The 22,574-nt window shown below is 74.3% G+C and carries 19 protein-coding genes; 10 read left to right on the top strand and 9 right to left on the bottom strand.

The window, feature by feature from the left end; translation table 11 throughout:
- Genes ACFOWE_RS24840 through ACFOWE_RS24825 form a run of 4 tightly spaced genes read left to right on the top strand, consistent with a single transcriptional unit; the run spans position 1 to position 5,102 of the window.
- Positions 1-1,404 carry a cation:proton antiporter gene (locus ACFOWE_RS24840; RefSeq protein WP_377291823.1) on the top strand — a complete coding sequence of 468 codons (1,404 nt, stop codon included), beginning with the start codon at positions 1-3 and terminating at the stop codon, positions 1,402-1,404.
- Entirely contained in the window at positions 1,401-2,645 is a 1,245-nt protein-coding gene (locus ACFOWE_RS24835) for an ATP-grasp domain-containing protein (RefSeq protein ID WP_377291821.1), read from the top strand. The genes ACFOWE_RS24840 and ACFOWE_RS24835 overlap by 4 nt, the downstream gene beginning before the upstream one ends.
- Positions 2,642-4,033 (top strand): MFS transporter, encoded by a 1,392-nt coding sequence (locus ACFOWE_RS24830; RefSeq protein ID WP_377291819.1) that lies wholly within the window; start codon positions 2,642-2,644, stop codon positions 4,031-4,033. Before ACFOWE_RS24835 ends, ACFOWE_RS24830 begins: the two co-directional genes overlap by 4 nt.
- A gap of 13 nt (positions 4,034-4,046) precedes the next feature.
- Positions 4,047-5,102, top strand: a complete 1,056-nt coding sequence (locus tag ACFOWE_RS24825) for an FAD-dependent oxidoreductase (protein ID WP_377291817.1) — start codon at positions 4,047-4,049, stop codon at positions 5,100-5,102.
- Between the two features lie 80 nt (positions 5,103-5,182).
- Here the strand turns inward: ACFOWE_RS24825 and ACFOWE_RS24820 are convergent, their stop codons facing one another.
- The 4 genes from ACFOWE_RS24820 to ACFOWE_RS24805 all read right to left on the bottom strand — a co-directional run bounded on the left by ACFOWE_RS24820 (position 5,183) and on the right by ACFOWE_RS24805 (position 8,003).
- Positions 5,183-5,521, bottom strand: a complete 339-nt coding sequence (locus ACFOWE_RS24820) for a hypothetical protein (protein ID WP_377291815.1) — start codon at positions 5,519-5,521, stop codon at positions 5,183-5,185.
- Between the two features lie 150 nt (positions 5,522-5,671).
- The gene (locus ACFOWE_RS24815; RefSeq protein ID WP_377291813.1) at positions 5,672-6,397 is read right to left on the bottom strand and encodes a hypothetical protein; all 726 of its coding nucleotides are present in this window, start codon (positions 6,395-6,397) and stop codon (positions 5,672-5,674) included.
- Positions 6,394-7,305 carry a bile acid:sodium symporter family protein gene (locus ACFOWE_RS24810; protein WP_377291811.1) on the bottom strand — a complete coding sequence of 304 codons (912 nt, stop codon included), beginning with the start codon at positions 7,303-7,305 and terminating at the stop codon, positions 6,394-6,396. The genes ACFOWE_RS24815 and ACFOWE_RS24810 overlap by 4 nt, the downstream gene beginning before the upstream one ends.
- Before the next feature lie 119 nt (positions 7,306-7,424).
- A complete protein-coding gene (locus ACFOWE_RS24805; RefSeq protein ID WP_377291809.1) occupies positions 7,425-8,003 on the bottom strand; it encodes a GNAT family N-acetyltransferase in 579 nt (192 codons plus the stop codon).
- Positions 8,004-8,037: 34 nt separating this feature from the next.
- Here ACFOWE_RS24805 and ACFOWE_RS24800 point away from each other — a divergent pair, with 34 nt between their 5' ends.
- Positions 8,038-8,682 carry a DUF2461 domain-containing protein gene (locus ACFOWE_RS24800; protein WP_377291807.1) on the top strand — a complete coding sequence of 215 codons (645 nt, stop codon included), beginning with the start codon at positions 8,038-8,040 and terminating at the stop codon, positions 8,680-8,682.
- A gap of 37 nt (positions 8,683-8,719) precedes the next feature.
- Here ACFOWE_RS24800 and ACFOWE_RS24795 read toward each other — a convergent pair whose 3' ends face one another.
- Positions 8,720-9,550 (bottom strand): AfsR/SARP family transcriptional regulator, encoded by an 831-nt coding sequence (locus tag ACFOWE_RS24795; protein ID WP_377291805.1) that lies wholly within the window; start codon positions 9,548-9,550, stop codon positions 8,720-8,722.
- A gap of 233 nt (positions 9,551-9,783) precedes the next feature.
- Between ACFOWE_RS24795 and ACFOWE_RS24790 the strand changes: the two genes are divergently transcribed.
- On the top strand, positions 9,784-10,707 hold the full coding sequence (locus tag ACFOWE_RS24790; RefSeq protein ID WP_377291803.1) for a UbiA family prenyltransferase: 924 nt from the start codon (positions 9,784-9,786) through the stop codon (positions 10,705-10,707).
- Positions 10,708-10,763: 56 nt separating this feature from the next.
- Here the strand turns inward: ACFOWE_RS24790 and ACFOWE_RS24785 are convergent, their stop codons facing one another.
- Complete coding sequence (locus ACFOWE_RS24785) at positions 10,764-13,352, bottom strand: amino acid adenylation domain-containing protein (RefSeq protein WP_377291801.1); 2,589 nt, start codon at positions 13,350-13,352, stop codon at positions 10,764-10,766.
- A gap of 180 nt (positions 13,353-13,532) precedes the next feature.
- Between ACFOWE_RS24785 and ACFOWE_RS24780 the strand changes: the two genes are divergently transcribed.
- On the top strand, positions 13,533-14,861 hold the full coding sequence (locus tag ACFOWE_RS24780; RefSeq protein WP_377291799.1) for an MFS transporter: 1,329 nt from the start codon (positions 13,533-13,535) through the stop codon (positions 14,859-14,861).
- Between the two features lie 121 nt (positions 14,862-14,982).
- On the opposite strand, the gene ACFOWE_RS24775 is transcribed toward ACFOWE_RS24780, so the two are convergent.
- The gene (locus tag ACFOWE_RS24775; RefSeq protein ID WP_377291797.1) at positions 14,983-16,059 is read right to left on the bottom strand and encodes a winged helix DNA-binding domain-containing protein; all 1,077 of its coding nucleotides are present in this window, start codon (positions 16,057-16,059) and stop codon (positions 14,983-14,985) included.
- A 230-nt stretch (positions 16,060-16,289) separates the two neighbouring features.
- Between ACFOWE_RS24775 and ACFOWE_RS24770 the strand changes: the two genes are divergently transcribed.
- Complete coding sequence (locus ACFOWE_RS24770; protein ID WP_377291795.1) at positions 16,290-17,477, top strand: sensor histidine kinase; 1,188 nt, start codon at positions 16,290-16,292, stop codon at positions 17,475-17,477.
- Positions 17,461-18,147 carry a response regulator gene (locus ACFOWE_RS24765; protein WP_377291793.1) on the top strand — a complete coding sequence of 229 codons (687 nt, stop codon included), beginning with the start codon at positions 17,461-17,463 and terminating at the stop codon, positions 18,145-18,147. Before ACFOWE_RS24770 ends, ACFOWE_RS24765 begins: the two co-directional genes overlap by 17 nt.
- Positions 18,148-18,217: 70 nt before the next feature.
- Here ACFOWE_RS24765 and ACFOWE_RS24760 read toward each other — a convergent pair whose 3' ends face one another.
- Positions 18,218-19,810, bottom strand: a complete 1,593-nt coding sequence (locus ACFOWE_RS24760) for a tryptophan halogenase family protein (RefSeq protein WP_377291791.1) — start codon at positions 19,808-19,810, stop codon at positions 18,218-18,220.
- Positions 19,811-20,171: 361 nt separating this feature from the next.
- Between ACFOWE_RS24760 and ACFOWE_RS24755 the strand changes: the two genes are divergently transcribed.
- A complete protein-coding gene (locus ACFOWE_RS24755) occupies positions 20,172-21,686 on the top strand; it encodes an aldehyde dehydrogenase family protein (RefSeq protein WP_377291789.1) in 1,515 nt (504 codons plus the stop codon).
- An 89-nt stretch (positions 21,687-21,775) separates the two neighbouring features.
- On the opposite strand, the gene ACFOWE_RS24750 is transcribed toward ACFOWE_RS24755, so the two are convergent.
- The coding region (locus ACFOWE_RS24750; RefSeq protein WP_377291787.1) for an acyl-CoA dehydrogenase family protein at positions 21,776-22,574 on the bottom strand (799 nt) is incomplete at its 5' end.

Genomic DNA, 22,574 nt, shown 5'->3' with positions numbered 1-22,574 from the left:
GTGACCCTCACCTTGACCCTCGCCGCGACCTCCACCGTGCCGCTCGCGGGAGCGCCCGTGGCAGTCATCCCCGCCCACCACCTGATGACCTTCCTCCTCCAGCTCGGCCTGCTCCTCGGCCTGGCGACCGCCCTGGGGCGGCTCGCCGTCCGGTTCGGGCTGCCGACGCTCCTCGGCGAGCTGTGCGCGGGCATCCTCATCGGGCCGTCGCTGCTGGCCAACGTGGCGCCGGACCTGTTCGCCTGGTTGCTGCCGCAGGACCCGGCCCGTTTCCACCTGATCGACGCCGTCGGCCAGCTCGGCGTCCTGCTCCTGGTCGGAATGACGGGCATGCACCTCGACGCCGGATTCCTGCGCCGCCAGGGCAGGACGGCGGCCTGGATCAGCGGGGCGGGGCTGCTCGTCCCGCTCGGCCTCGGCGTCGCGGCCGGGTTCCTGGTCCCGGCCGGACTGGTCGCCGACGGCACCGACCCCACCGTGTTCGCCCTCTTCCTCGGCGTCGCGCTGTCCGTCAGCGCCATCCCCGTGATCGCCAAGATCCTCACGGAGATGCGCCTGCTCCACCGGGACATCGGCCAGCTCGTGCTGAGCACCGCCGTGATCGACGACGTGGCCGGTTGGTTCCTGCTCTCCGTGGTCTCCGCGCTGGCCACCGCCGGAGCCCGCACCGGCCAGGCCGCGGCCACCGCGGTCGCGCTGCTCGCCGTCTTCGTCCTGGCGGCGCTGCTGCTCGGGCGCCGGGTGGTCACCCGGGTGCTGCGCCTGGCCGACCGCGGCCGGGGGAACCGCCCGCTGATCGCCGCGGTGACGGTGATGTTCCTGCTCTCCGCGGCGGTGACCCACGCGCTGGGGTTCGAGGCCATCCTCGGCGCCTTCGTCTGCGGGGCGCTCGTCGGCTCGTCCCCGGACCTCAAGGTCGCCCGGCTGGCCCCGCTGCAGACGTTCGTCGGCGCGGTGCTGGCACCGATCTTCTTCGCGACGGCGGGCCTGCGCATGGACCTGACGGAGTTGTCCGACCCCGTCGTCCTCACCGCGGGGCTCCTGATCCTCGTCATCGCCGTCGCCGGCAAGTTCGCCGGCGCGTACCTGGGCGCCCGCGTCGCGCGGCGTACCCGCTGGGAGGCGCTCGCCCTGGGCGCCGGTCTCAACTCCCGGGGCGTCATCGAGGTGATCATCGCCATGGTCGGGCTCCGGCTCGGCGTGCTCACCACCGCGTCCTACACGGTGATCGTGCTGGTCGCGGTGGTGACCTCGATGATGGCGCCGCCCCTGCTCCGCTTCGCGGCCTCCCGCATCGCGCCCACCGAGGAGGAGGCCGTCCGGGAGGAGTTCTTCGACGCGCTGGAGACACCCGATCTGCAGATCCCCGACAGGCCGCTCATGGCGGCCGCCAAGGAGGCATGACGATGACCGCAGACGACCGGCCCCTGATCCTGGTGATCGCAACGGGGATGCGGCACTACCGCGAGTACCTGCTGCGCTCGATCGCGACCGAGTACCGGGTCCACCTGTTCAGCACCGCCGAGCCCGGCTGGGAGCGCGAGTACGTCACCGGCTGGACCCTGGTGGACAGCACCGTGGACGGTCCCGGGATGGTCCCCGCCGCGCTCGGCCTGGCCGCGCGCGAGCCCGTCCGGGGCGTGCTGTGCTGGGACGAGGCCAGGATCCTGGCCGCCGCCCACGTCGCGGAAGCCCTCGGCCTGCCCGGCGGCGACACCGGGATGGTGCGCCGCTGCCGCGACAAGCACCTCACCCGGGTCGCGCTCGACGCCCACGGTGTGCCGCAGCCCCGCTCCCTGGCCGTCGGCACGCTGGAGGAGGCGCTGAAGGCCGCCGGCGAGACCGGCTACCCGGCCGTCCTCAAGCCGCGCGGCCTGGGCGGCAGCCTGGGCGTGATCAAGGTGGACGACCCGGAGGAGCTCGCCGGGAGCTTCGCCTTCGTCCGCGATCTCACCGTCCCCGACGGCGCCACGTTCGACGTGCCCGTCCTGGTCGAGGAGTACGCCGACGGTCCCGAGGTGAGCGTGGACGCCGTCGTCCGGAACGGCGTCGTGACGCCGCTCTTCCTCGCCCGCAAGGTCCTCGGCTACGAGCCGTACTGCGAGGAGGTGGGGCACTACGTCGACGCCCGGGACCCGCTCCTGCGGGATCCGGAGTTCCGCCGGATCCTGCAGGACACCCACACCGCCCTCGGGTTCACCGACGGTTTCACCCACACGGAGATCAAGCTCTCCTCCCGGGGCCCGCGCGTCATCGAGGTGAACGGCCGCCTCGGCGGTGACATGATCCCCTACCTCGGGCTCCTCACCACCGGGATCGACCCGGGCCTGGCCGCCGCCGCGGTGGCCTGCGGGCGTGAGCCGGACGTGACGCCCCGCCGCGAGCTGGCCGCCGGGGTGCGCTTCTTCTACGTCGGCGAGGACGACACGACGATCGAGTCGATCGCCTTCGACGAGGCCGGCCTGCCCGCGGCCGTCGACCGGGCGGTCCCGGTCGTCGAGCCCGGCGCCGTCGTCTCGCCCCCGCCCAGGGGCACCCTGTGGGGCCGCATCGCCTACGCGACCGCGGTCTCCGCCGACCCCGCCGAGTGCCGCACCGCCCTGGACGCGGCCGAGACCAACCTGAAAGTGAAGGCAGCAGCATGACCGCCGTCATCGAGGGCCAGGAGCCCACCGGCACCACCGGCACCACCGGCACCACCGGCACCACCGGCACCGCCGGGCCCGCCGGCCCGGCCACCGGGACCACCACCGGGACCACCACCGGGACCGCCGCGCCCCCGCCGCGCCGGGGCGACGACGGCGTCCTCGTCACCCTGCGGGAGACGCCCCGCGCGGCCAAGGCGCTGCTGCTCGGCGTGTTCGTCAACAAGCTCGCCGCGTTCATCCAGATCTATCTCGTGCTCTTCCTGACCAACCGCGGCTTCTCCCCGACCCAGGCGGGCCTCGCGCTCGGCGTCTACGGCGCGGGCGCGGTCGTGGGCTCACTCGTCGGCGGCTCGCTCTCCGACCGGCTCGGGCCGCGCGCGGCCACACTGATCAGCATGACCGGATCGGCCGTGCTGATCGTCTCCATCCTCTACCTGCCCACCTACCCGCTCCTGCTGGGAGCGATCTTCCTGGTCAGCACGGTCGGCCAGTTCTACCGGCCGGCCGCCCAGGTGCTCCTCACCGAGCTGACGCCCAAGCACCGCCTCGTGATGATCACCGCGATGTACCGGCTCGGGCTCAACCTCGGCATGACCGCGGCCCCGCTGATCGGCGCCGCGCTGCTCTCGGTCTCCTACAACGCGCTCTTCTGGGGCGAGGCCGCCGCGGCCCTCGCCTTCGCCGTCATCGCCTCGCTCGCCCTGCCCCGGCACACCGCCCGGCCCCGGCCCGAGGCCGCGGACGGAGCCTCGGCCGAGCCGGAGCCGGCGGGCCGCTCGGGATACCTCGCGGTCTTCGCCGACCGGCGCTACAGCCTCTACCTGGTCGCCGTCCTGCTCACCTCCATCGTGTACTGCCAGTACACGGCCACGCTCCCGCTGGACGTCGCGGCGGCGGGCCTGAGCCTGTGGTGGTACGGCGCGGCCGTGTCGCTCAACGGACTCATCGTCATCACCTGCGAGCTGGCGATGACGAAGATCGTGCAGCGCTGGCCGATCCGGCTCACCGCGCTGCTCGGCCTCGGCCTGGTCTCCGTCGGCTACGCGATCTACGCCATCTCCCCGCTCCCGGTCTGGTTCATGGTGGGCACCCTGGTCTGGACCCTGTCGGAGATCATCGGCGGGCCGACGGTCTTCGCCTACCCGGCCATGGCGGGCCCCGAGCGGCTGCGCGGACGCTACATCGGCGCGATGCAGAGCGTCTTCGGACTCGGCACCGCGCTCGGTCCCGTCCTCGGCACCCTGGTCTGGTTCCAGGTCGGCCGCTCGGTGTGGCTGTGGGCCGCCGCCGTCGCCGCCGTCGCGACCGTCGCCGGGCTGGCCGGCATGCGCACCCCTGCGAGCGGGGCCGGGGAGCCGCAGCCCGCGGCCGCCTCGGCCGGCTGAGCGGAGGTGCGTGATGCCGAGGATCGCCGTCATCGGAGGAGGGATCGCCGGCGTCACCCTGGCGTGGCGGCTGTGCGAGTCCATCCGGGGAACCGCCGTCCACCTGTTCACCGGGGAGCCGTACCGCAGGACCGACGCCAGCGCGGCCTCCGGCGGGCTGACCCGGGGTTTCGAGCCCGACCCCGACCTGTGCATGGAGGCGTCGGCCAGTCTCGCGGAGCTGCAGTCGGACCCGGTGCTGCGGGCCTGGGCGGGCTACCGGGAGACCGGCTCGGTCTACCTGATGCCGGCGCTGGGGCGCGACACCGCAGAGCTCGTGGACGCCGTACGGCGGCGCGTCCCGGACTCGGTCGAGCTGCTCGACGCCGAGCGGCTCGCCGCCCGGGGCGCCTTCCGCGACCTGCCGGAGGGGAGCGTCGCGGTGGTCGAGCGGAGAGCCGGCTACGTCTCGCCGAACGCGCTGCGCGACAGGCTCCTGGTGGAGATCGCCCGTTCCGGGGCGCTCGTCATCGACGGCCGGATCGAGAGCGTCACCCGCGAGGGCGAGGTCCGGCCGGTCGGCGGTCCGCCGGCGAGGTTCGACGTGGTGGTGGTGGCGGCGGGCGCGTGGACGCGGACGCTGCTGGCGCGCACCGGCCTGCCGGACGGCGGCCTGCGGACCAAGACCATCCAGTACGTGCTCACGCCCTCCGGCCCGGGCGGGGCGGGCGCGTTCGTCGACGAGACCACCGGCCTGTACGGCAGGCCGTACGCCGACGGGCGGGCCCTGCTCGGCCTGCCCACCGACCGGTGGGACGTGCCACCGGGCAGGGCCCCGGCGGACCCGGCGCTGACCGCCCGTGTCCTGGACGTCGCCAGGGCGCGGCTCGGCTACGTGCCGCCCGCGGGGAAGGCCGCCGCGGTCACGGCGGTCGCCGCCGTGGAGTGCTACCACGCGACCGGCGCGCTCTCCCTGCGCCCGCTGGTGCCGGGCGTCTACACCTTCACAGGGGGCAGCGGGGGCGCGGGCAAGACGGTCCTGGCGGCCAGCAGGACCGCGGCGCGGAGCCTGGCCAGGTCGCTGCGGTGACCGGTCCGCCACCGGCCGGGAGCCGCGCGGAGGGCTCCCGGAGGCCCGGCACGCCCCCGCGGGCGCCGTCCCGCGAGGGGTCAGCCGGCCGTCCGCGCCGGCGCGCGGCGCTGGTCCCGCTCAGCCTCGGCCGGGCCGTGACGCGGCGCCTCCGGGGCGGGCGCCTCGCGGGCGGGAGCGGGAGCCTCACGGGCCGGGGCGGAGGGGGAGGCCGGCGCGGCGCCGTCCTCGATGAGCCGGACCGCCCGCTCCAGCTCCTCGGCCGTCCCCGCCTCGGCGTGCGAGGCGCCGGCCGGTCGCCTCGTGCGGGAGAGAGCCCAGAAACGACGGGTGTGCTCGCCGTACCAGACCGTCCATCCGGGCAGCCGCGCGGCCAGCGCGCGCGCCGCGGCCGTGCCTTCGCTGATCTCGCTCGTCATCGTGCCCCTTTTCCGTGCTGCGCTCCGCCGGGCCCGGCCGCACGGCGGCCGGGAGAGGTGCCTTACCCAGGAACACCCGTCCCATCCGGATCAGGGGCCGTCGCGGGCCGAATCTTTACCGAGTCCTCGCCCGCCACGGGGCATGACCTGTCACGAGGCGCTGAAGGTCAGGTAACAGTAGTCGTCCAGCATCTTCGCCAGCGGCCGCCCGGGCCGGCCGAGCGAGGCGGCCAGGGCCTCCTCGCCGAGGCCCGACTCCTCCAGCAGGCGGCGCGCCCACGACCGGCCCAGCCGCAGGTGCCGGGCGTACGCCGCGGGGGTGCGCGAGCCGTGCAGGCGTCCGGAGATCGCCGCGTCCCAGGGCATCACCGCCCGGGGGCGCAGCGCGTGCAGCGCCTTGGAGGCCGCCGTGGCGCCGACCGTCCGGGGACGCTCCCCGGCCGTGGCGGGCGCGGCGGAGAGTTCGGCGTAGCAGAGGCCGATCCGGTCGATCTCCGCGTCCGTGAGGAGGGCCAGGGAGCGCTCCGGAGCGGGGAGATGCCCGGCCCGGCGGGTCCACCAGCCGGTCACCGCCGTGCCGAAGACGTCGGGTTCACCGGGGCGGGGCGTGCGCAGCCTGCATCCCCAGGAGTTCAGCCAGGCCAGCAGCGCCTGCGGATGGCCGGGGAGCGAGAGGTCGAGCCGCGGGGCGGTCCTCTCGAGCAGGCGCAGCCAGGACCGCTCGGGGCCGGTGAAGCGCGCGAACTCCGCGACGGCTCCGCGCAGGGCCGCGAGGTCCGGGCCCGGCGGCGCCGGCGGGAACGGTGAGGACGGCGGCGCCGGCGCCGACGGCGGGACCGGCGGGGTCGGCGGGGTCGGCGGGGTCGGCGGGGTCACAGCCGCACGCTCCCCGCGGGACCGGCCACGGGGACCGGTACGGGCGCGGGCCGGGCGTCGCGCCGTACGGCGAAGCCCGCGACGGCCGCGGCGAGGAACACCAGGACGCCGTAGACCACGGCCGGGATCGCCATCCGCGGGTCGCCGAGCAGGGCGGGGCTCATCGCGACGGCGATGGCCAGGGTGCTGTTGTGGATGCCGATCTCCATGCACGAGGCGACGGCCTGCCGCGGCGCGACTCCGGCCAGGCGCGGCAGCCAGTAGCCGGTGGCGAGGCTGACGGCGCTGAAGAGCAGGCAGACCGTCCCGACGGTCCCGAGGTGCTTCACGAGGGCCTCCGCCTGCGTGCCGACCGCGGCGCCGATCACCACCAGGAGCGTGGCGACCGAGAGCGCCTTGACCGGGCGGGTCATCCGGTCGGCGAAGCCGGTGGCGCGGGCCCGGATCAGCATGCCGAGCGCGGCGGGTACCAGGACGACGGCGAAGACCTGGACGGTCTTGTCGAACTGCAGGCCCAGCGCGCCCGCGTCGGCGTAGAAGTACGCCAGGGAGAGGTTGGCGACCAGCGGGAGCGTGAAGACGGCGGTCACGGAGTTGATCGCCGTCAGCGTGACGTTGAGGGCCACGTCCCCTCCGAAGAGGTGGCTGTAGAGGTTGGCCGTCGGCCCGCCGGGCGAGGCGGCCAGCAGCATCATGCCGACGGCCAGGGAGGGCGGCAGGCCGAAGAGCAGGACGAGCGCGAAGCAGACGACGGGCAGCAGGAGCGCCTGGCAGGCCAGAGCGACGAGGACGGCCCGGGGGTGGACCGCCACGCGGCGGAAGTCGGCCGGGGTCAGCCCCAGCCCCAGGCCGAACATGACGACGGCGAGCGCCGCGGGCAGCAGGATGCCGGCGATGGTGGGACTCATGGTCGTCCCTGCCTTTCATGACGGGGGAGGCGGACGGGTCCCTCCCGTTCCGCCCGGTGGCCGGGGCGGAACGGGAGGGCGGTCGGCGGAAGGCCGCGGCCGGGCCCTCGGCGGAGGGCTCAGCGCAGGTCGAGGCGGACGACCCAGCGGTGCCGGCGGTCGCTCTTGGCCTCGGTCTTGAGCAGGCGGCGGAATCCGGCCCGTTCGAACATGCCCATGGTCCCCACGTAGGCGAGGGAGGGGTTGATCCGTCCGCCCTCGGGATCGACGGGGTATCCCTCGATGGCCGGCGCGCCGTGGGCGCGGGCGTGGTCCACGGCGCCCAGCAGGAGCGCCTCGGCGACGCCGCGGCGCCGGTGGGAGGCCCGTACGACGAAGCACACCACCGACCACACCGGGATCCCGTCGACCGGGGGGATGGTGCGCGAGCCGGTCAGGCGGGCCATGTCCGCCCGGGGCCCCACGTTGCACCAGCCCGCCACCTCGCCGTCCACGTAGGCGAGCAGCCCGGGCGGCGGATCGCCGTCGACCAGGCCGCGCATGACCGCCCCCCGCTCCTCGGCGGTCCTGCGGTTGTAGTCGGCCGTGGTCAGGCGCCAGGCCATGCACCAGCAGGTCTGCCTGTTCTCGGTGGGGCACAGGACGGTGCGGAGATCGTCCCAGCGCTGCGCGACGGCCGGATGGATTTCAACGGGCATACTGTGGATCCGTTTCTGTGGGAGGCTGGCGGACATGGATTTCGCCGGTTTTCCCCACGAGGCTTTCGAGTTTTACAGAGACCTGACAACGGACAATTCCAAGGAGTTCTGGAAACGCAGAAGAGAGGTCTACGAGAATGCGGTCCGGGCGCCGATGGCGGCGCTGGCCGGAGAACTTTCGGAGGAGTTCGGGCAGGTTCAGGTGCTGCGCCCCCAGCGCGACTCGCGCTTCTCCAACGACAAGTCGCCCTACAAGACGTACCAGGGCGCCTACCTCGACACCGCGCCCTGCCTGGGTTACTGGGTGCAGATCGACGCCTCGGGCCTGTACGCCTCCGGCCGCTTCTACCCCTACGATCCGGCGGAGGTCGCCCGGTACCGGGAGACCGTCGACTCCGACGGGAGCGGTGAGGAGCTGGCGGCCCTGGTGGCGGGGCTGCGCGCGGGCGGCTTCGACGTCGGAGGGGACCGGCTCAAGACGCGCCCCCGCGGCTTCCCGGAGGACCATCCCCGGCTCGATCTGCTCCGGCACCGGAAACTGGACGTCGGCCGCAGGTTCGGTCCCGGCCCGCGGCTCGCCTCCCGCGAGGCGCTCGATCTGGTCCGGGCGGCCTGGCGCGAGGCGGGCTCCCTGCTCGACTGGGTGGCGAGGCGCGTCCGCGGGCCGGAGCGGGCCTGACCGCGGCGCCGTCCGCGGAGACGGGGGCGGCGGGCCGTCATACGGGCGAGGGGGCGCCGACCAGCGCCGGGCCGCCGACCAGCGCCGGACCGAGGGACCGCTCCCCGCGGCGGGTCAGTGAGGCGAGGAGCTGCTCGGTGCGCTCCGTCGGCTCCGTGTCGAGGTCGTTGCTGAGGCGGCGGCGGCACAGCTCGTACCAGTCTCTGACCCGGCCCAGCTCGCCCAGCTCGCCGTGCATCATCATCAGGGTCTGGTAGGTGTCCTCGTGGTAGGGGTCGAGGGAGATGACGCGGCGGCACCAGTGCATGGCGGCCGGCCAGTCCTCCCGCTCCAGTGAGTCCGCGCGCAGCACCGCCAGGGCGCGCAGCGCGACGCTCTGCGCCCACTGCCGCTGCTCGTTGATCCAGTCGCCCGTCTCACCGGCCAGGAAGTCGCCGGTGTAGAGGTCGGCGGCGGTCTGAAAGCGCTCCAGGGCGCGCTGGTGGTCCTTGGCGCTCCAGGCCTCGCGGCCCTCCTGGAAGGCCCGCTCGAACTCCTCGAGGTCCACCCAGGCGCTCCGCGCCTGCAGCATGTACCCGTGGTCCCGGTGGACGAGCTGGAAGCCGTCGTCCTTCTGGTGCGTCCCCAGCACGCGGCGTACGGCGTGCACCGCCACCTTGAGGGAGCTGGAGCTCCGGTCGTCGCTGTCGGGCCAGAGCACCTCGTGGAGCCGGTCGCGGTGGACCAGCCGGCCGCGGTTGACCAGGAGGTACTGGAAGAGCGCTCGCGCCTTGCCCGCGCGCCAGTGGGCCACCGGCACGCCGTTGATCTCCAGACGGAAGTTGCCCAGGCAGTGGACCGTGACCGCCGGCATGGAATCCGCGCGCATGGGAACCGCCCTTTCAAAGGGGACCCGGAGAGCCGGACGGCGCTCCGAACCCGGTTCTCGGGTCTGCCGGAACGTTATGGACCCGCGAATGGCCTGATCAAGGGCGTTGCCCCCAAGGTGCAAGGGGGTCTACGACTTTAGTCGTAGTGGGGTGCACACCTTGCGCAATGTACGGGGGGCGATCATCCGTAAACGATGAGTGCGTCGATACCGGCCTACATTAAGGCATCCTGATGACGCAGCCCATGTACAAGGTCAACGCAGCGGTCCGGCCGATCGCGCTGGTCAGCGGCCGGACGGTGCGGCTGTCCTGGACCGAGGCCCGGCCCGCGGTGCAGGTCATCTTCCAGCTCCGGCTGCTGGCGGGCGCGCTCATCGGCGCCGGCGCCCTGGCGGGCGTCGCGTGGGGGGTGGTGGCGGTGGGCGCGGCCGCCTGGCTCCTGCTGACGTGGTCGGCCTACCTGCTCAACGGGGCCGCCGACGTCGTCGAGGACCGGTCGAACGGCTCCGTCAGGCCGATCGCCCGAGGGGATCTCTCCGCGCTCACCGCCGGGCGGCTCGCCCTCCTGCTCGGGGTCGCCGGGTTGTCGTTGTCGGCGGCGGTGTCGGAGCGGTTCTTCCTCCTGGCGCTCCTGCTCCTCGTGCTCAGCTGGGCCTACTCGACGGGTCCCGCCCCGCTGAAGAACACCGTGGCGGGGGTGCAGGTGGCCGTCGTGGGCGCGGGACTGGTCACCTACCTGGCGGGTATCAACGCCGCCGGGGTCCCCGTCGACGGAACCGTGCTGGTGTTCGCCTGCGCCATGTCGGCCTGGATGGGCATCGGCGGGCTCGCCAAGGACCTGTCCGACGTCGCGGGGGACCGGGCCGCGGGGCGCCGCACCCTGCCGCTGGTGTGGGGCGAGCGCCGGGCCAGGGTCGCCATCGCGGGTGCCGCCGTGGCGGTGGGCGCGTCCTTCTGCTCCGCGGCCCTGGCCGTCGCCCCCGCCCTCCTGCCCGCCGCCGTGCCGGTCCTGGCCGGAGGCGCCGTCCTCGCCGCCGTCTCGCTCGGCCGGTGGAGCGAGGGCGACCGGGCGGCGCGGCGGCGGCCGTACCGGGTCTTCATGCTGACCCAGTACTCGGCCCACCTGACCGTCCTGTCGGAGGTCGTGCTCCTGTGATCCCGTACGCGCTGCGGGGCCGGACGGATGTCCGGCCCCTTTTTCGTGCGGGGCCCTCAGGGGAGGGCCGGCTCCTCCTCCCGGTCCTCCTGCGCGTCCAGACCCGCGACGAGCTCGGCCGCCGCGGCCACCGCCGCGGGCCCGTGGTCCGGGATGGCGGCGATGGCCGCGGCGAGGTCGGCGGGGACGGGGTTGTCGAACACCTGCCGGAGCGGCACCTCGACGCCGAGCAGCTCCCGCAGCGCGTACGCCAGGCGGGTGCCGCTGAGCGAGTCGCCGCCGAGCCGCAGGAAGTTGTCGGTGCGCTCGACCTCCCCGCATCCCAGGACGTCGCCCATCAGCGCGCGGACGACCTGCTCCAGCGGGCTTCCCGGCTCCTGCGCGGGCCTGTCCGCGGCCTCCGCCCGGTCCCGCGGGCCGGGCCGGGGCGCCGGCCCGGCCGCCGGGGCCGCCGGGGCCGTACCGCCGGCCCGCTCGGCCAGGGCGAGCCGGTCGATCTTGCCGTTGCGGGTCAGCGGCAGCGCCTCGAGGACCTCGATCTTGGCCGGGACCATGTACGAGGGCAGCAGCTCCCGGAGGCGGGCGCGCAGCGCGCGAGGGTCGGGGGCGTCCTGCCCGACGACGAAGGCGTGCAGGCGGCGCACCCCCCACCCGCTGCGCGGCGCCACCACGACGGCCGCCTCGACCGAGGGCTGGTCCCGCAGGACCGTCTCGATCTCGCCCAGCTCGATCCGGTACCCCTGGATCTTCACCTGGTGGTCCTCGCGGCCCAGGATCTCGATGTCGCCGTCGGGGAGGTGCCGCCCGAGGTCGCCGGTCAGGTAGGCGCGCTCCCCGGTCTCCGGGAGCGTCACGAACCGGGCCGCGGTCCTGGCGGGGTCGTCGAAGTAGCCGTGCGCCAGCCCGACCTCGCTCACCACCGCCATCTCCCCGGTCGCCCACACCGGCCGCCTCCTCAGCTCGTCGTCCACGACGAGGTAGCGCTGGTTGGTGATCGGCTTGCCGTACGGGATGCTCGGCCAGGACGGATCCACCTCGCCGACGGGCGAGAACACCGACCAGCAGATCGTCTCGGTGGGGCCGCCCGAGCCGACGAAGAGCAGGTCGTCGGCCTGCGCGCGCAGCCGGCCGGGAAGAGCGAGCGGGATCCAGTCCCCGGACAGCACGGCCAGGCGCAGGGTGGCGAGGGGGCGGTCGTCCCGGATCTCGGCCTGCCCGACGATCATCTCCATGATCGCCGGTACGGAGTTCCAGAGCGTCACCCGCTCCTGCTTCACCCGGTCGGTCCACCGGTCGGGCTGGGCGCGCTCGAACGGGTCCGGCAGCACGACGGTGCCGCCGGCGGCGGGCACGCCGAACACGTCGTAGACCGACGCGTCGAAGTGCAGTCCCGAGATGCCGAACAGGCGGTCGCCGGGGCCGACGCCGAACCGGGTGTTGACGTCGGTCACCAGGTTCACCACGCCGCGGTGGTCCACCATCACGCCCTTGGGCTCGCCGGTCGACCCGGAGGTGAAGATGACGTAGGCCAGGTCGGTGGGGCGCTGGACCGAGGGGAGCGGGCCGTCGTCACCCGTCTCGAACTCCTCGTCGACCCGGTGCACGGTCACGCCGCCTGGCCAGGCCAGCCGCCCGGCCAGGCGGGACTGGGTCAGCACGTGCCGTACGCGCCCGCGCTCGATCAGGCGGGCCAGCCGTTCGGCGGGCACGGCGGCGTCGATCGGCAGGTAGGCCGCGCCGGAGGCCAGCACGCCGTACACGGCGGCGTACTGCTCCCAGCCCTTCTCCATGACGATCGCGACGAGCTCGTTCACCTGCACCCGGTTGCGCCGCAGGCGGCGGCCGATGCGGTGGGCGTAGCCCGCCAGCTCGCCGTAGGTGAGCCGGCGGCGGCCGCCGACCACGGCCTCGGCGTCCGGCCGCTCGGCGGCCCTGGCGACGACGAGCTCGTGGAGGAGCGTCTCGGGCAACGGGGCGGAGGTGGCGTTCACCTCGTCGACGAGCGCGCGGTCGGCCGCGGGGAGCAGGGACGGCCTGGTCCGCGTCCAGTCCGGCCCGCCGTCGGCCAGCCGCTCCAGCAGCTCGGCGAGGGCGCCGGACATCGAGGCGCACAGGCCGGGCGGGAGCGCCCCGCCCGGCGCGTCCCAGCGCAGATACAATCCGCCGTCCTCCTCGCGGAAGCCCAGGTCGATCAGGGCCTGCCCCGGCTCCGGGCCGGGCCCCAGCGGGCCTGCGACCACCGGCGGGGCGCCGTGGCCGCCCCCGTCGCCGGCCGCGCCCTCCGGTGCGGAGGCGGCCACGGCACGGGCGATCGCCTGGTCGAGCCTGGCGGCCCGGACGCCGAACCTGTCGCCGGTGCGCTCGGCGGCCACCGGGACGGTCCCGCCACCGGGCTGGCGGTAGGCCAGGGTGAAGTCCGGGCTCTTGGACCAGTTCCGCAGCACCTCCGCGAAGGCGGCCGCCAGCACGGCCTCCGGGCGCGCGCCGTGCGCCCGGGCCGCCTCGGTCAGGGCCGCCCAGCGGGCGGGGGGCATCCGGTGCTCGTGCCGTTCGGCCGGGGCGGACCCGCGCGGGCCCGCCCCGGCGGGAAGGTCCGGCGGGGGCGGGAGCACGGCCGGTCCCGGTTCCTCGTGCAGGGCGGTCATGGATTCCTCCGTTCGGATTACGTCGGTGCCGGGACCGTAGGCAGCGGCGGTTATGCGGTGGAGATTCATGACAAGAGGCATGACTCGGGTTGACGGCATAACTGGGCGATAACCCTCCGCGCCTACGCTCGCCCGAGACCGAGAACAACCTCCCGACCCAACCGGAAAGAGGACGCTGGCATGGCGAAGGCTTCCCTCGGCGGACACGCCGATTTCAATCGGCTGTGGGCCGGTCAGACGATCAGCAACTTCGGTGACAAGATCTCACTGCTGGCGCTGCCGACCATCGCGATCGTCACGCTCGGCGGCGGCCCGGTCGAGGTCGGCGTGCTGGGCACCCTGCGGTTCCTGCCGTTCTTCCTGCTGGCCCCGGTGGCCGGACTCGTCGCCGACCGGGTCTCGCGGCGCTCCCTGATGATCATCGCCGACCTCGGCCGCTTCCTGGCGCTCGCGACCATCCCGCTGGCGTTCGTGTTCGACGCGGTCACGCTCCCGCACCTGTACATCGTGGCCGGCGTCGTCGGCGTGCTCACGACCTTCTTCGAGGTCTCCTACCAGTCATGGCTGCCGCAGCTCATCGGCGCCGAGAACCTCGTCGAGGGCAACACCAAACTGCAGATCAGCAGGAGCCTCGCCGAGGCGGTCGGCGCGGGCGCGGGCGGCGCGCTCATGCAGGTCCTCGGCGCGGCCAGGGCCGTCACGGTGGACGCCTTCACCTTCCTCTTCTCGCTGGTGGCGCTGCTGCTCATCCGGCACCGGGAGGTCCGCGAGCGGGTGGAGGGCCGCAAGGCGTCCGCGGCCGAGGACATGAAGGAGGGCATGCGCACGCTGTTCGGCACCCCGATCCTGCGCAGCCTGTTCGTCTCCAACGTCGTGGTGAACTTCGGCGCGGCGATCGGCGACGCGCTGATCCTGGTGTACGCCTACAACGTGCTGGGCCTGAGCCCCGGCCAGGTCGGCATCGCCTGGGCCGTCATGGCCGTCTTCGTCATCGCCGGCGCCGTCCTGTCCGAGCAGGTCGCCAAGGTCCTCACCCTCGGCCGGACGCTGGTGCTGGTCGCCGTCGTGCTCGGCGCGGGCTACGTCCTGGCGCCGGTCGCGGGCGCGGTCGGCGGCTTCGCGGGCCTGCTGGTCATCCAGGCGGTCCTCGGGTTCGTCAGCCCGATCTTCGACATCCACGTGCTCAGCCTGGTGCAGGGCGTCACCCCCAACGAGCAGATGGGCCGGGTCGGCGGCACCGCGCTCGCGGCGGTCTACGGCGCGCTCTCCGTCGGCTACGCGGCCGGCGGTGTGATCGGCGAGGCGTTCGGGCTGACCGCCGGGCTCGTCCTGGCGGGTGCGATCATCGGCCTCGGCGGCCTCACGCTGCTGCTGGGGCCGGTGGCCGCGATCCGCGAGCAGCCCGGAGGCGGGCAGGAGGCCCGGGCGGAGGAGCCCGCGGACGGAGGGCCGGCGGACGAGGACCCGGCCGACGGCCCGGAGCGCCCCGTGGCGACGATCACGGGGTGACGGCCGCGGCGGCGGACGTCGCCGGAGCCGGACCATCGAGGCGGGCCGCACCATCCGCGGCCCGCCTCGAACCGTTCCCGCTCCGGCGGCGTCCCCCCGTCCCGCCCCCGGCTCCCGCCGGTCAGCCCGTCCGGGACGCCAGGAAGCGCGTGACGTCCGCCGACTCGGCGGCGACACCGGCCTCGATCTCCGGCGGGAGGGGATCGAACGGCGTGACCTCCACGGCCGTGCCCCGCCTCGTCCAGGTGCCGGCCGCCCACCCGCCGGCCAGCACGACCGGGCGGATCAGGCCGCCGCCGGGCCACACGCGCCCGGCGTGGGCGGCGGGCACCGACAGCTCCCGGGTCCGGTACCCCACCAGGTAGTCGTCATAGGCGGGGAGCAGCCGTACGTCGGGCGGGTCCGCCGGCACGGGCTCCTCCAGGCGGGCCGCGGGCAGCGTGTAGACGCCCGCCCCGACGCGGACCTCGACGACGTCCCGGAGGGCGCGCCACGCGCTCCGGGCCGCCGGCATCGGCAGGCCGGACCACGAGGCGAAGTCCTCGGCGGAGGCGGGGGCGTGCGCGGCGAGGTAGCGGCGGGCCAGCTCGGCCGCGGACTCCCGCGCCGGCGGCTCCGCACCGCCGGGGGGGACCCGTTCGTCGAAGGCCGCGAACGTCGCCTCGCTCCCGCGGTCCGGGCCGTGGCAGATCCGCCCGCGCAGCGCGGCGCGGCGGATGAGATGGAAGGGCGCCTGACCGGAGGGGTCCACCCCGAGGACCGCCAGCCGGGCCGTGAGCTCGGCACGGGTGAGCGGCCCCTCCGTGGCCAGGGCCTCGGCGATCAGGTCCTCGGCGGCGTCCTGGAGCCGCTGGTCCAGGCCGAGTTCGGCGAACCGGCGGCGGCTCTCCGCCAGGAAGACCGGTCCGAGCAGGCCGATCAGCCACCGGGCGTCACCGGCCGTCACCACGTGTAGAGTGCCCCGCATGAACCAGCCGCGCACGAGGGCGCGGTCGGCGCCGAACGCGGCGGAGACCTGCCTGCCGGTGAGCCCCGCGGCGCGGGCCCGCAGACCGAGGGCCGCCGCCTCGGCGTCCTGGGCCTGGACGGCGAAGGCGCGTCCGACGGCCTCCGCCGCGCCCGCGGCCCGGACCCCTCCGGCCAGCCCTTGCGCCCGGGCACGGAGCAGCCGGGCCCGTTCCGGGGTGATGATCGGCATAGGGCCCACTTTAGTGAGGCGTGCCAGCGCCTGCCGGATAATTCACGATCTTGCACGGTTTCTTCCCTCTTGCGGGAAAGTGAGGTTTTCGAAACACTTTCGAACGTTTTGACTGGCGGCTTGCTTCGCTTCAAGAGATTTCGTACGATCTGCGTTTTAAGTGGACTTTGCGGTTAATAGAATTACTTTTGGTCGGCGGGCCGAATTTTTCCCTAGTGTCGAGGTGTGGGATGGCGCTGCACGACGACGGACAGACCGGCGAAGGAACGACCGGCGCCGACGACGAGATCGACAGGGAGGCGCTCCGCGCGGAGGTGGTGGCGTCCTACCGGGCGCGCCTGCGCTCCGCCGGAAGCGTCGTGCTGGGCGAGGAGGCGGTCGCCGAGCAGCTCGTCCGGCAGGCGGGCCTGGTCGTCGACGACGTCCTGTCCCGCTGCGGCGAGATCCCTCCCGAGGACGACACCGTGTCCCTGCCCCTCAGCATGGAGCTCGGCGCCACCCGGGCCGAGCAGGGCGTGCACCCCACGCAGTCCCTTCTCGCGGCCGCCCTGATGTTCGAGGCGGCCTTCCCGGTCCTCGCCCGCCGGCTCGCCCCGCAGGAGGGGGAGTGCGGCCGGGACCGGGCGGTCACGGTCGGCCTGGAGCTGCAGCGGTCCATCATGGTGCGGCTCGCCGTCGGTTCGGTGCCCTACGTCAACTTCCTGCTCGCCAAGCTCCTCTCCGCCCACCAGGACGAGCGCCACCGGATCGCACGCGATCTCCACGACCGGATCGCGCACGGCATGGGGGTGGCGCTGCAGCAGCTCGACCTCTACGAGGTCTACCGGGACGACGACCCCGAGCGCGCGGCCGGCAATCTGGCGATGGCCCGCCAGGCGATCAACGAAGGACTGCAGAGCACCCGGCGGCTCTCGGCGGACCTGTGGGAGCGGGTCGGCGACGACAGCCTGGAGACGGCGCTCGGCAAGTACCTGCGGGTGACGGTGCCCCGCTCCACCCGGACCACTCTCACGGCGTCCGGCGCCGACGCGGGCCTGCCCTGGGAGGTCCGCGAGGAGCTCTACATCCTCCTGCGGGAGGCGGTGCGCAACGCCCTGCTGCACTCGGGCACCGCGGAGATACACGTCGAGCTGGAAGGACTGGACGGCGTGCTGCGCGCGGTGGTCAGCGACCGCGGGCGCGGGTTCGACGTGGCGGCGACGCGGGCCGCGCGCAGTGGTGGAGGGCTCCTGTCGATGCGGGAACGGGCGGCGCTGCTCGGCGGCACCGTCAACCTGCTGAGCACGGTGGGGGAGGGGACCACGGTGGAGGTGCTGGTGCCGCTGGCGGAGGATCCGGCCATCGGGCCGTGGAGCGCGGCGGGGAGAAGCATCGCCGCGGAGGAGGAGAGGGCGGGCGGCGTTGACCGATCCGGATGAGCGGCGGATCAGGGTGGTGCTCGCCGACGACCACACCCTGTTCCGCGACGGACTGGCGGAACTGATCCAGACGGATCCGGCCTTCCACGTCGTGGGGCAGGCCGCCGACGGCGACAAGGTCCTCGAACTGGCGCCCGCCCTGCGGCCGGACATCGTCATCGTGGACGTGGAGATGCCGGGCCCGGGCGCCCGGGAGGTCGTCAGCCGGCTGCGGCGGCTCTGCCCCGAGGCGACGGTCATCGTCCTGACCATGCACCAGAACTCCAGGATCGTGCAGGAGCTGCTCGACTGCGGAGCCGCCGCCTACCTGGTCAAGAACATCGCCCGGGACCAGCTGATCGCGGCCCTGCACGCCGTCAACCAGAGCCCGCGCAACGTCCTGCTCTCGGTGGCGCGCGAGACCCTGGGGCGCGGCGACCGGGACGCGGGGAGCCGGCCGCTGTCGGCGCGCGAGATGGAGGTGCTGCGGCTCACCGCAGACGCCTACTCCAACTCGCAGATCGCGACCCGGCTCGGCATCACCGAGGCCACGGTGAAGCGGCACCTGTCCAACATCTACGCCAAGCTCGGCGCCGTCTCCCGCGTGGACTCGGTCCGCAAGGCGATGGCCGCCCGGCTCATCAACCCGGTGATCGACTCGGGGCGCGACGGCGACCGCCCCCCGGGCTGAGCACGGCCCGCGCTCCCCGGGCGCGGGCCGTGCTCCGGCGCGTGCGCCCGGGGCGGCCGGCGGACTCCGGTCACCTGCCGTGGAGCAGCCGGAGGAACTCGCGGTTGCTCGGCAGCGTGGCCAGCAGTTCCCGCTGCTCCCGCTTGACGTCGGCGAACAGCTCCCGCGCCTGCTCGATCGAGCGCTCCTTGTAGGTCAGAGAGGGGAGCGGGTTGTCGGGCAGGCAGCCGAGGCCGGCGAAGATGCAGTAGTAGCTGCCGTTCGTCCAGAAGTTGCGGAACTCGGCCTCGAAGTTGCCGTAGTAGGTGCCCTCGTCCGTGACCGGCTGGTTGACGGGGAGCCCGGCCTTGTAGGCGGCCATCTTCTCCCGGATGTCGTCGGTCAGGTGCAGTTCCTTGTTGGCCTTCCAGAACGGGGTGTCGACGCGGGGGGAGAAGTAGAAGTGCGCCTGGAGGAAGTCGCGGGTGTCGTCGAACATCTCCTCGATCTCCCGGTTGAACCGGTCGATCAGGACGGGGTCGAAGCGCCGGTCGGGGAAGTGCTTGGCGAGCTGGAAGATCGCCGCGTAGGTGAAGTAGATGCCGGTGGACTCCAGCGGCTCCAGGAAGCACGAGGCCAGGCCGATGCTGACGACGTTGTTCACCCAGGCCCGGCGGTTGCGGCCCACCCGGAAGCGGATGTGGTTGAAGGAGGTGTTCTCCGGGTCGAGGTTCCACAGGCGGGCGAAGTCGGCGGTCGCCTCGTCCTTCGAGGCGAACTGGCTGCTGTAGACGTAGCCGGTGCCGAAGCGCTCCAGCATCGGGATCCGCCACGCCCAGCCCGACGGCATCGCGATGGACGAGGTGTACGGCTCGACCCCCTCGGCCTCGTCGTCGTGCGGCACGGCCGTCGCGACCGCGCTGTCGTTGAGCAGGTGATCGCCCATGTCGATGAACGGCTCCGCCAGGGCCTTGTTGATGAGCAGGCCGCGGAAGCCCGAGCAGTCGACGAACAGGTCGCCCTCCAGGGTGAGGCCGCCCTTCGTCCGCAGGGCCGTGACGAAGCCGCGCTCGTCGAGGACGGGCTCGGTCATCTCGTCCTTGACGTGCACGACCCCCTGCTTCCCGGTGGCGAAGCGGCGCAGGAAGTCGGCGACGAGGTGCGCGTCGAAGTGCCAGGCGTACGCGGTCGAGCGCCGCCCGTCCAGCCGGCGCGGCGAGAGCTTGGCGTCCATCAGGGGCGGCTCGCGGAAGCACGCGTAGTCGAACGGCTCGCCGGTGCGGCCCTCGTGGACGTCGTTGTACCAGTAGTGCGACAGCGGGACCCCGTCGTGGGACCGCAACAGCCCGAACGGGTGGTAGAAGTGGTCCGACCGGCCGTCCGGCAGCGTCCGGGGGGTGCTCTCACCCGCGCCGGGCGTGCGCCAGTTGACGAACTTGACGGCCATCTTGAAGCTCGCGTTGCACTCGGGCATCCACTCCTCCTCGGGGATGCCCAGCACGTCGAAGAAGGCACGCTGCAGGTTCGGCACCGTCGCCTCGCCCACGCCGATCTTCGGGATCGCGGGTGCCTCCAGGACCGTGATCCGCACGCCGCCCTGGAGCACCTTGCCGAGGTAGGAGGCGGCCATCCAGCCCGCCGTTCCCCCGCCGAGGATGACCACGTTCTTGATGCGCTGGTCCACTGCGCGTCCTCCGTTTCCTGGGACCGTGCCGGACGTCACCGGCGCGGAACGTCGTCGTTCACCGTGGACCGTAGGGAGGGTCGGTTCGTCCGGGGTTACGCCGCTTCCGCGCGCGCTTTCACCCACGGTGCCGCCCGCGCTTCCACCCGCGCTTCCACCCACGCTTCCACCCACGGTGCCGGCGACGGTGCCGCCGCCCCCGGCGCGCCGGCTCTCCCGCCGGGGACGATCCGGGCGGAAGCGGCGTAACCCGGTGCCAACCCGGCCGCCCTAGGGTCCGGCCGAGCCCGGCCGCGCCCCGGCCCCGGAGGACGCCGGGAGCCCGGAGAGCCCGGCGGGACCGGAGGACGAGGAGAACGGCATGACCGAGACCCTGCCGGCGGACGCGCCCGCCACCGGCACCCCCGCCCGCCCGGCGCCGTCCGGGCACCGCGGAGCGCTCTGGATCGACGGCCGCTGGACGCCGTCGTCCACCCGCGAGAGGTCCACCGTCGTGGACCCGGCCCGGGAGGAGGTCGTCGGCAGCGTGCCCGCGGGCACCGCGGCCGACGCGCGCCGCGCCGTGGAGGCCGCGGCCGCGGCCTTCCCGGGCTGGGCGGCCCTGCCGCTGGAGGAACGGCTGCGCCCGCTGCGCAGGCTGCTGGAGTTGATGGAGGCGGACGCCGGCGTCCTGGCCGACACGATCACCCGCGAGGTGGGCATGCCCCGCCACCTGGCCCGCGGCGTGCAGGTCGAGTTCGCCCTCGGGGTGCTCCGCTCCTACCTCGGCCTGCTGCCGGGCCACCCCTTCGAGCAGCGGCTCGGCGGTTCCCTGGTGCTGCGCGAGCCCGTCGGCGTCGTCGCCTGCGTCACGCCGTGGAACGTCCCGCTGCTGCTGGTCGTGCAGAAACTGGTGCCCGCGCTGGCGGTGGGCTGCACCGTCGTGCTCAAGCCCAGCGAGATCACCCCGCTCAACACCTTCCACCTGGCCGACCTGCTCGCCCGGTGCGGCCTGCCGCCGGGCGTGGTCAACCTCGTCAGCGGAGCGGGCCCGGTCGTCGGACCGGTCCTGGCCGAGCACCCCGACGTCGCGATGGTCTCCCTGACCGGCTCGCAGCGGGCGGGCCAGGACGTCTCCCGGCGCGCGGCCGGCACCGTCAAGCGGGTGCACCTGGAGCTCGGCGGCAAGAGCGCCGGCATCGTCCTGGACGACGCCGACCTCGAGACGGCCGTGGACGCGGGCGTCCGGCAGGCGTGCTTCAACTCCGGCCAGGCGTGCCTGGCCTGGAGCCGGCTCCTCGTCCCCGCCGCCCGGTACGGTGAGGCGACCGAGATCGCCGCGGCGGCCGCCGGATCCCTCCGGGTGGGCGACCCGTTCGACCCCCGCACCGATCTGGGCCCGCTGGTCTCCGCGACCGCGCGGACGCGGGTGCGGCGTTACATCCGGCTCGGGGAGCGCGAGGGCGCCAGGGTCGTCGCCGGAGGGCCCGCCGCCCCCGACGGCCTGGACCGCGGCTTCTACGTCCGCCCCACGGTCTTCGCCGGCGTGCACAACCGGATGCGGATCGCCCGGGAGGAGATCTTCGGGCCGGTCGCGGTGCTGATCCCCTACACCGACGAGGACGACGCGGTGCGCATCGCCAACGACAGCGACTACGGGCTGCACGGGGCCGTGTGGTCGGCCTCGGCGGAGCGGGCGCTGGCGGTCGCGCGCCGCATGCGCACCGGCAGGGTCGACGTGAACGGCGCTCCGTTCAACCTGCTCGCGCCCTTCGGGGGCTACAAGCGGTCGGGCAACGGGCGCGAGCTGGGAACCTGGGGCCTGGACGCGTTCTGCGAGGTCAAGGCGGTGCAGCTCGGCGCGAGCGACGTCCAGGTGGAGATCGGCGCCCGCTGAGGCGGGAACCGGCGGGAACGCCGGTCCGCCGGCCCGCGCGTCGGCGGACCGGCGGACCGGCGGACCGGCGGATCGGCGGACGGCCGGGCTCAGCCCGTGCCCGCGGCGGTCTCCCAGAGCAGGGTGGGCCGTCCGCCGCGCAGCGCCTCCCACGCGACCCGCCGGTAGCAGGAGGCGACCAGCGAGTCCCGGACCAGCCCCGAGGCGCCGTGCAGGTGCACCGCGTCGCGGGTGACGTCCAGGGCCGTCTCCGCGGCCAGGGCGAGCAGCCCCGCCGCGTCCCCCGACCCGAGCGCACCCTTGTCCAGCGCCCGCGCGGCGTCGGCGACGGCCCAGCGCACCGCGTCGAGGCGGGCCAGCAGGCCCGCGACCCGCAACCGGGGCGCCTGGTGCTTCACCAGCGACTGGCCGAACTGCTGGCGGCTGCGGATGCGCTCCACCACCGCCGTGAGCGTGGCCGCGGCCAGCCCCGTCAGGAGCGCGGCCTGGTAGACCGCCCCGCGCAGCCCCACCCGGGCCAGCGCCCGCTCCGCCTCCCGGCCGTGCAGCAGCACCGCCTCGGCGGGGACCCGGACGTCGGTGAGGATCGCCGCCGCGGCCGGGCCGCCGCCGCGGTCGGCCAGCTCGCGCAGCTCCACCCCGGGATCGGGCAGGGGGACCAGGCTCACCTGGGGGCCGCCGGCGGTCTCGGCGAGCAGCAGCAGGGCGCCCGGCGCGACCCCCACGGAGAAGGGGCCCGCCGTCCCGGAGAGCAGGCCGCCGTCCCCGGCCGGGTCCGGCCGCCAGACCAGCCCGGTGGACAGGCAGCCCTCCAGGCCCGGCAGCCGGCCGGGGATGGGGACGGGGAGCCCGCCCGCCCTGACCCGGTCGAGCAGGTCGAGCAGGTCG

This window comes from Planomonospora corallina, assembly GCF_042650625.1.
GTDB lineage: Bacteria > Actinomycetota > Actinomycetes > Streptosporangiales > Streptosporangiaceae > Planomonospora_B > Planomonospora_B corallina.
This window is presented reverse-complemented; position numbering and strand designations above follow the sequence as displayed.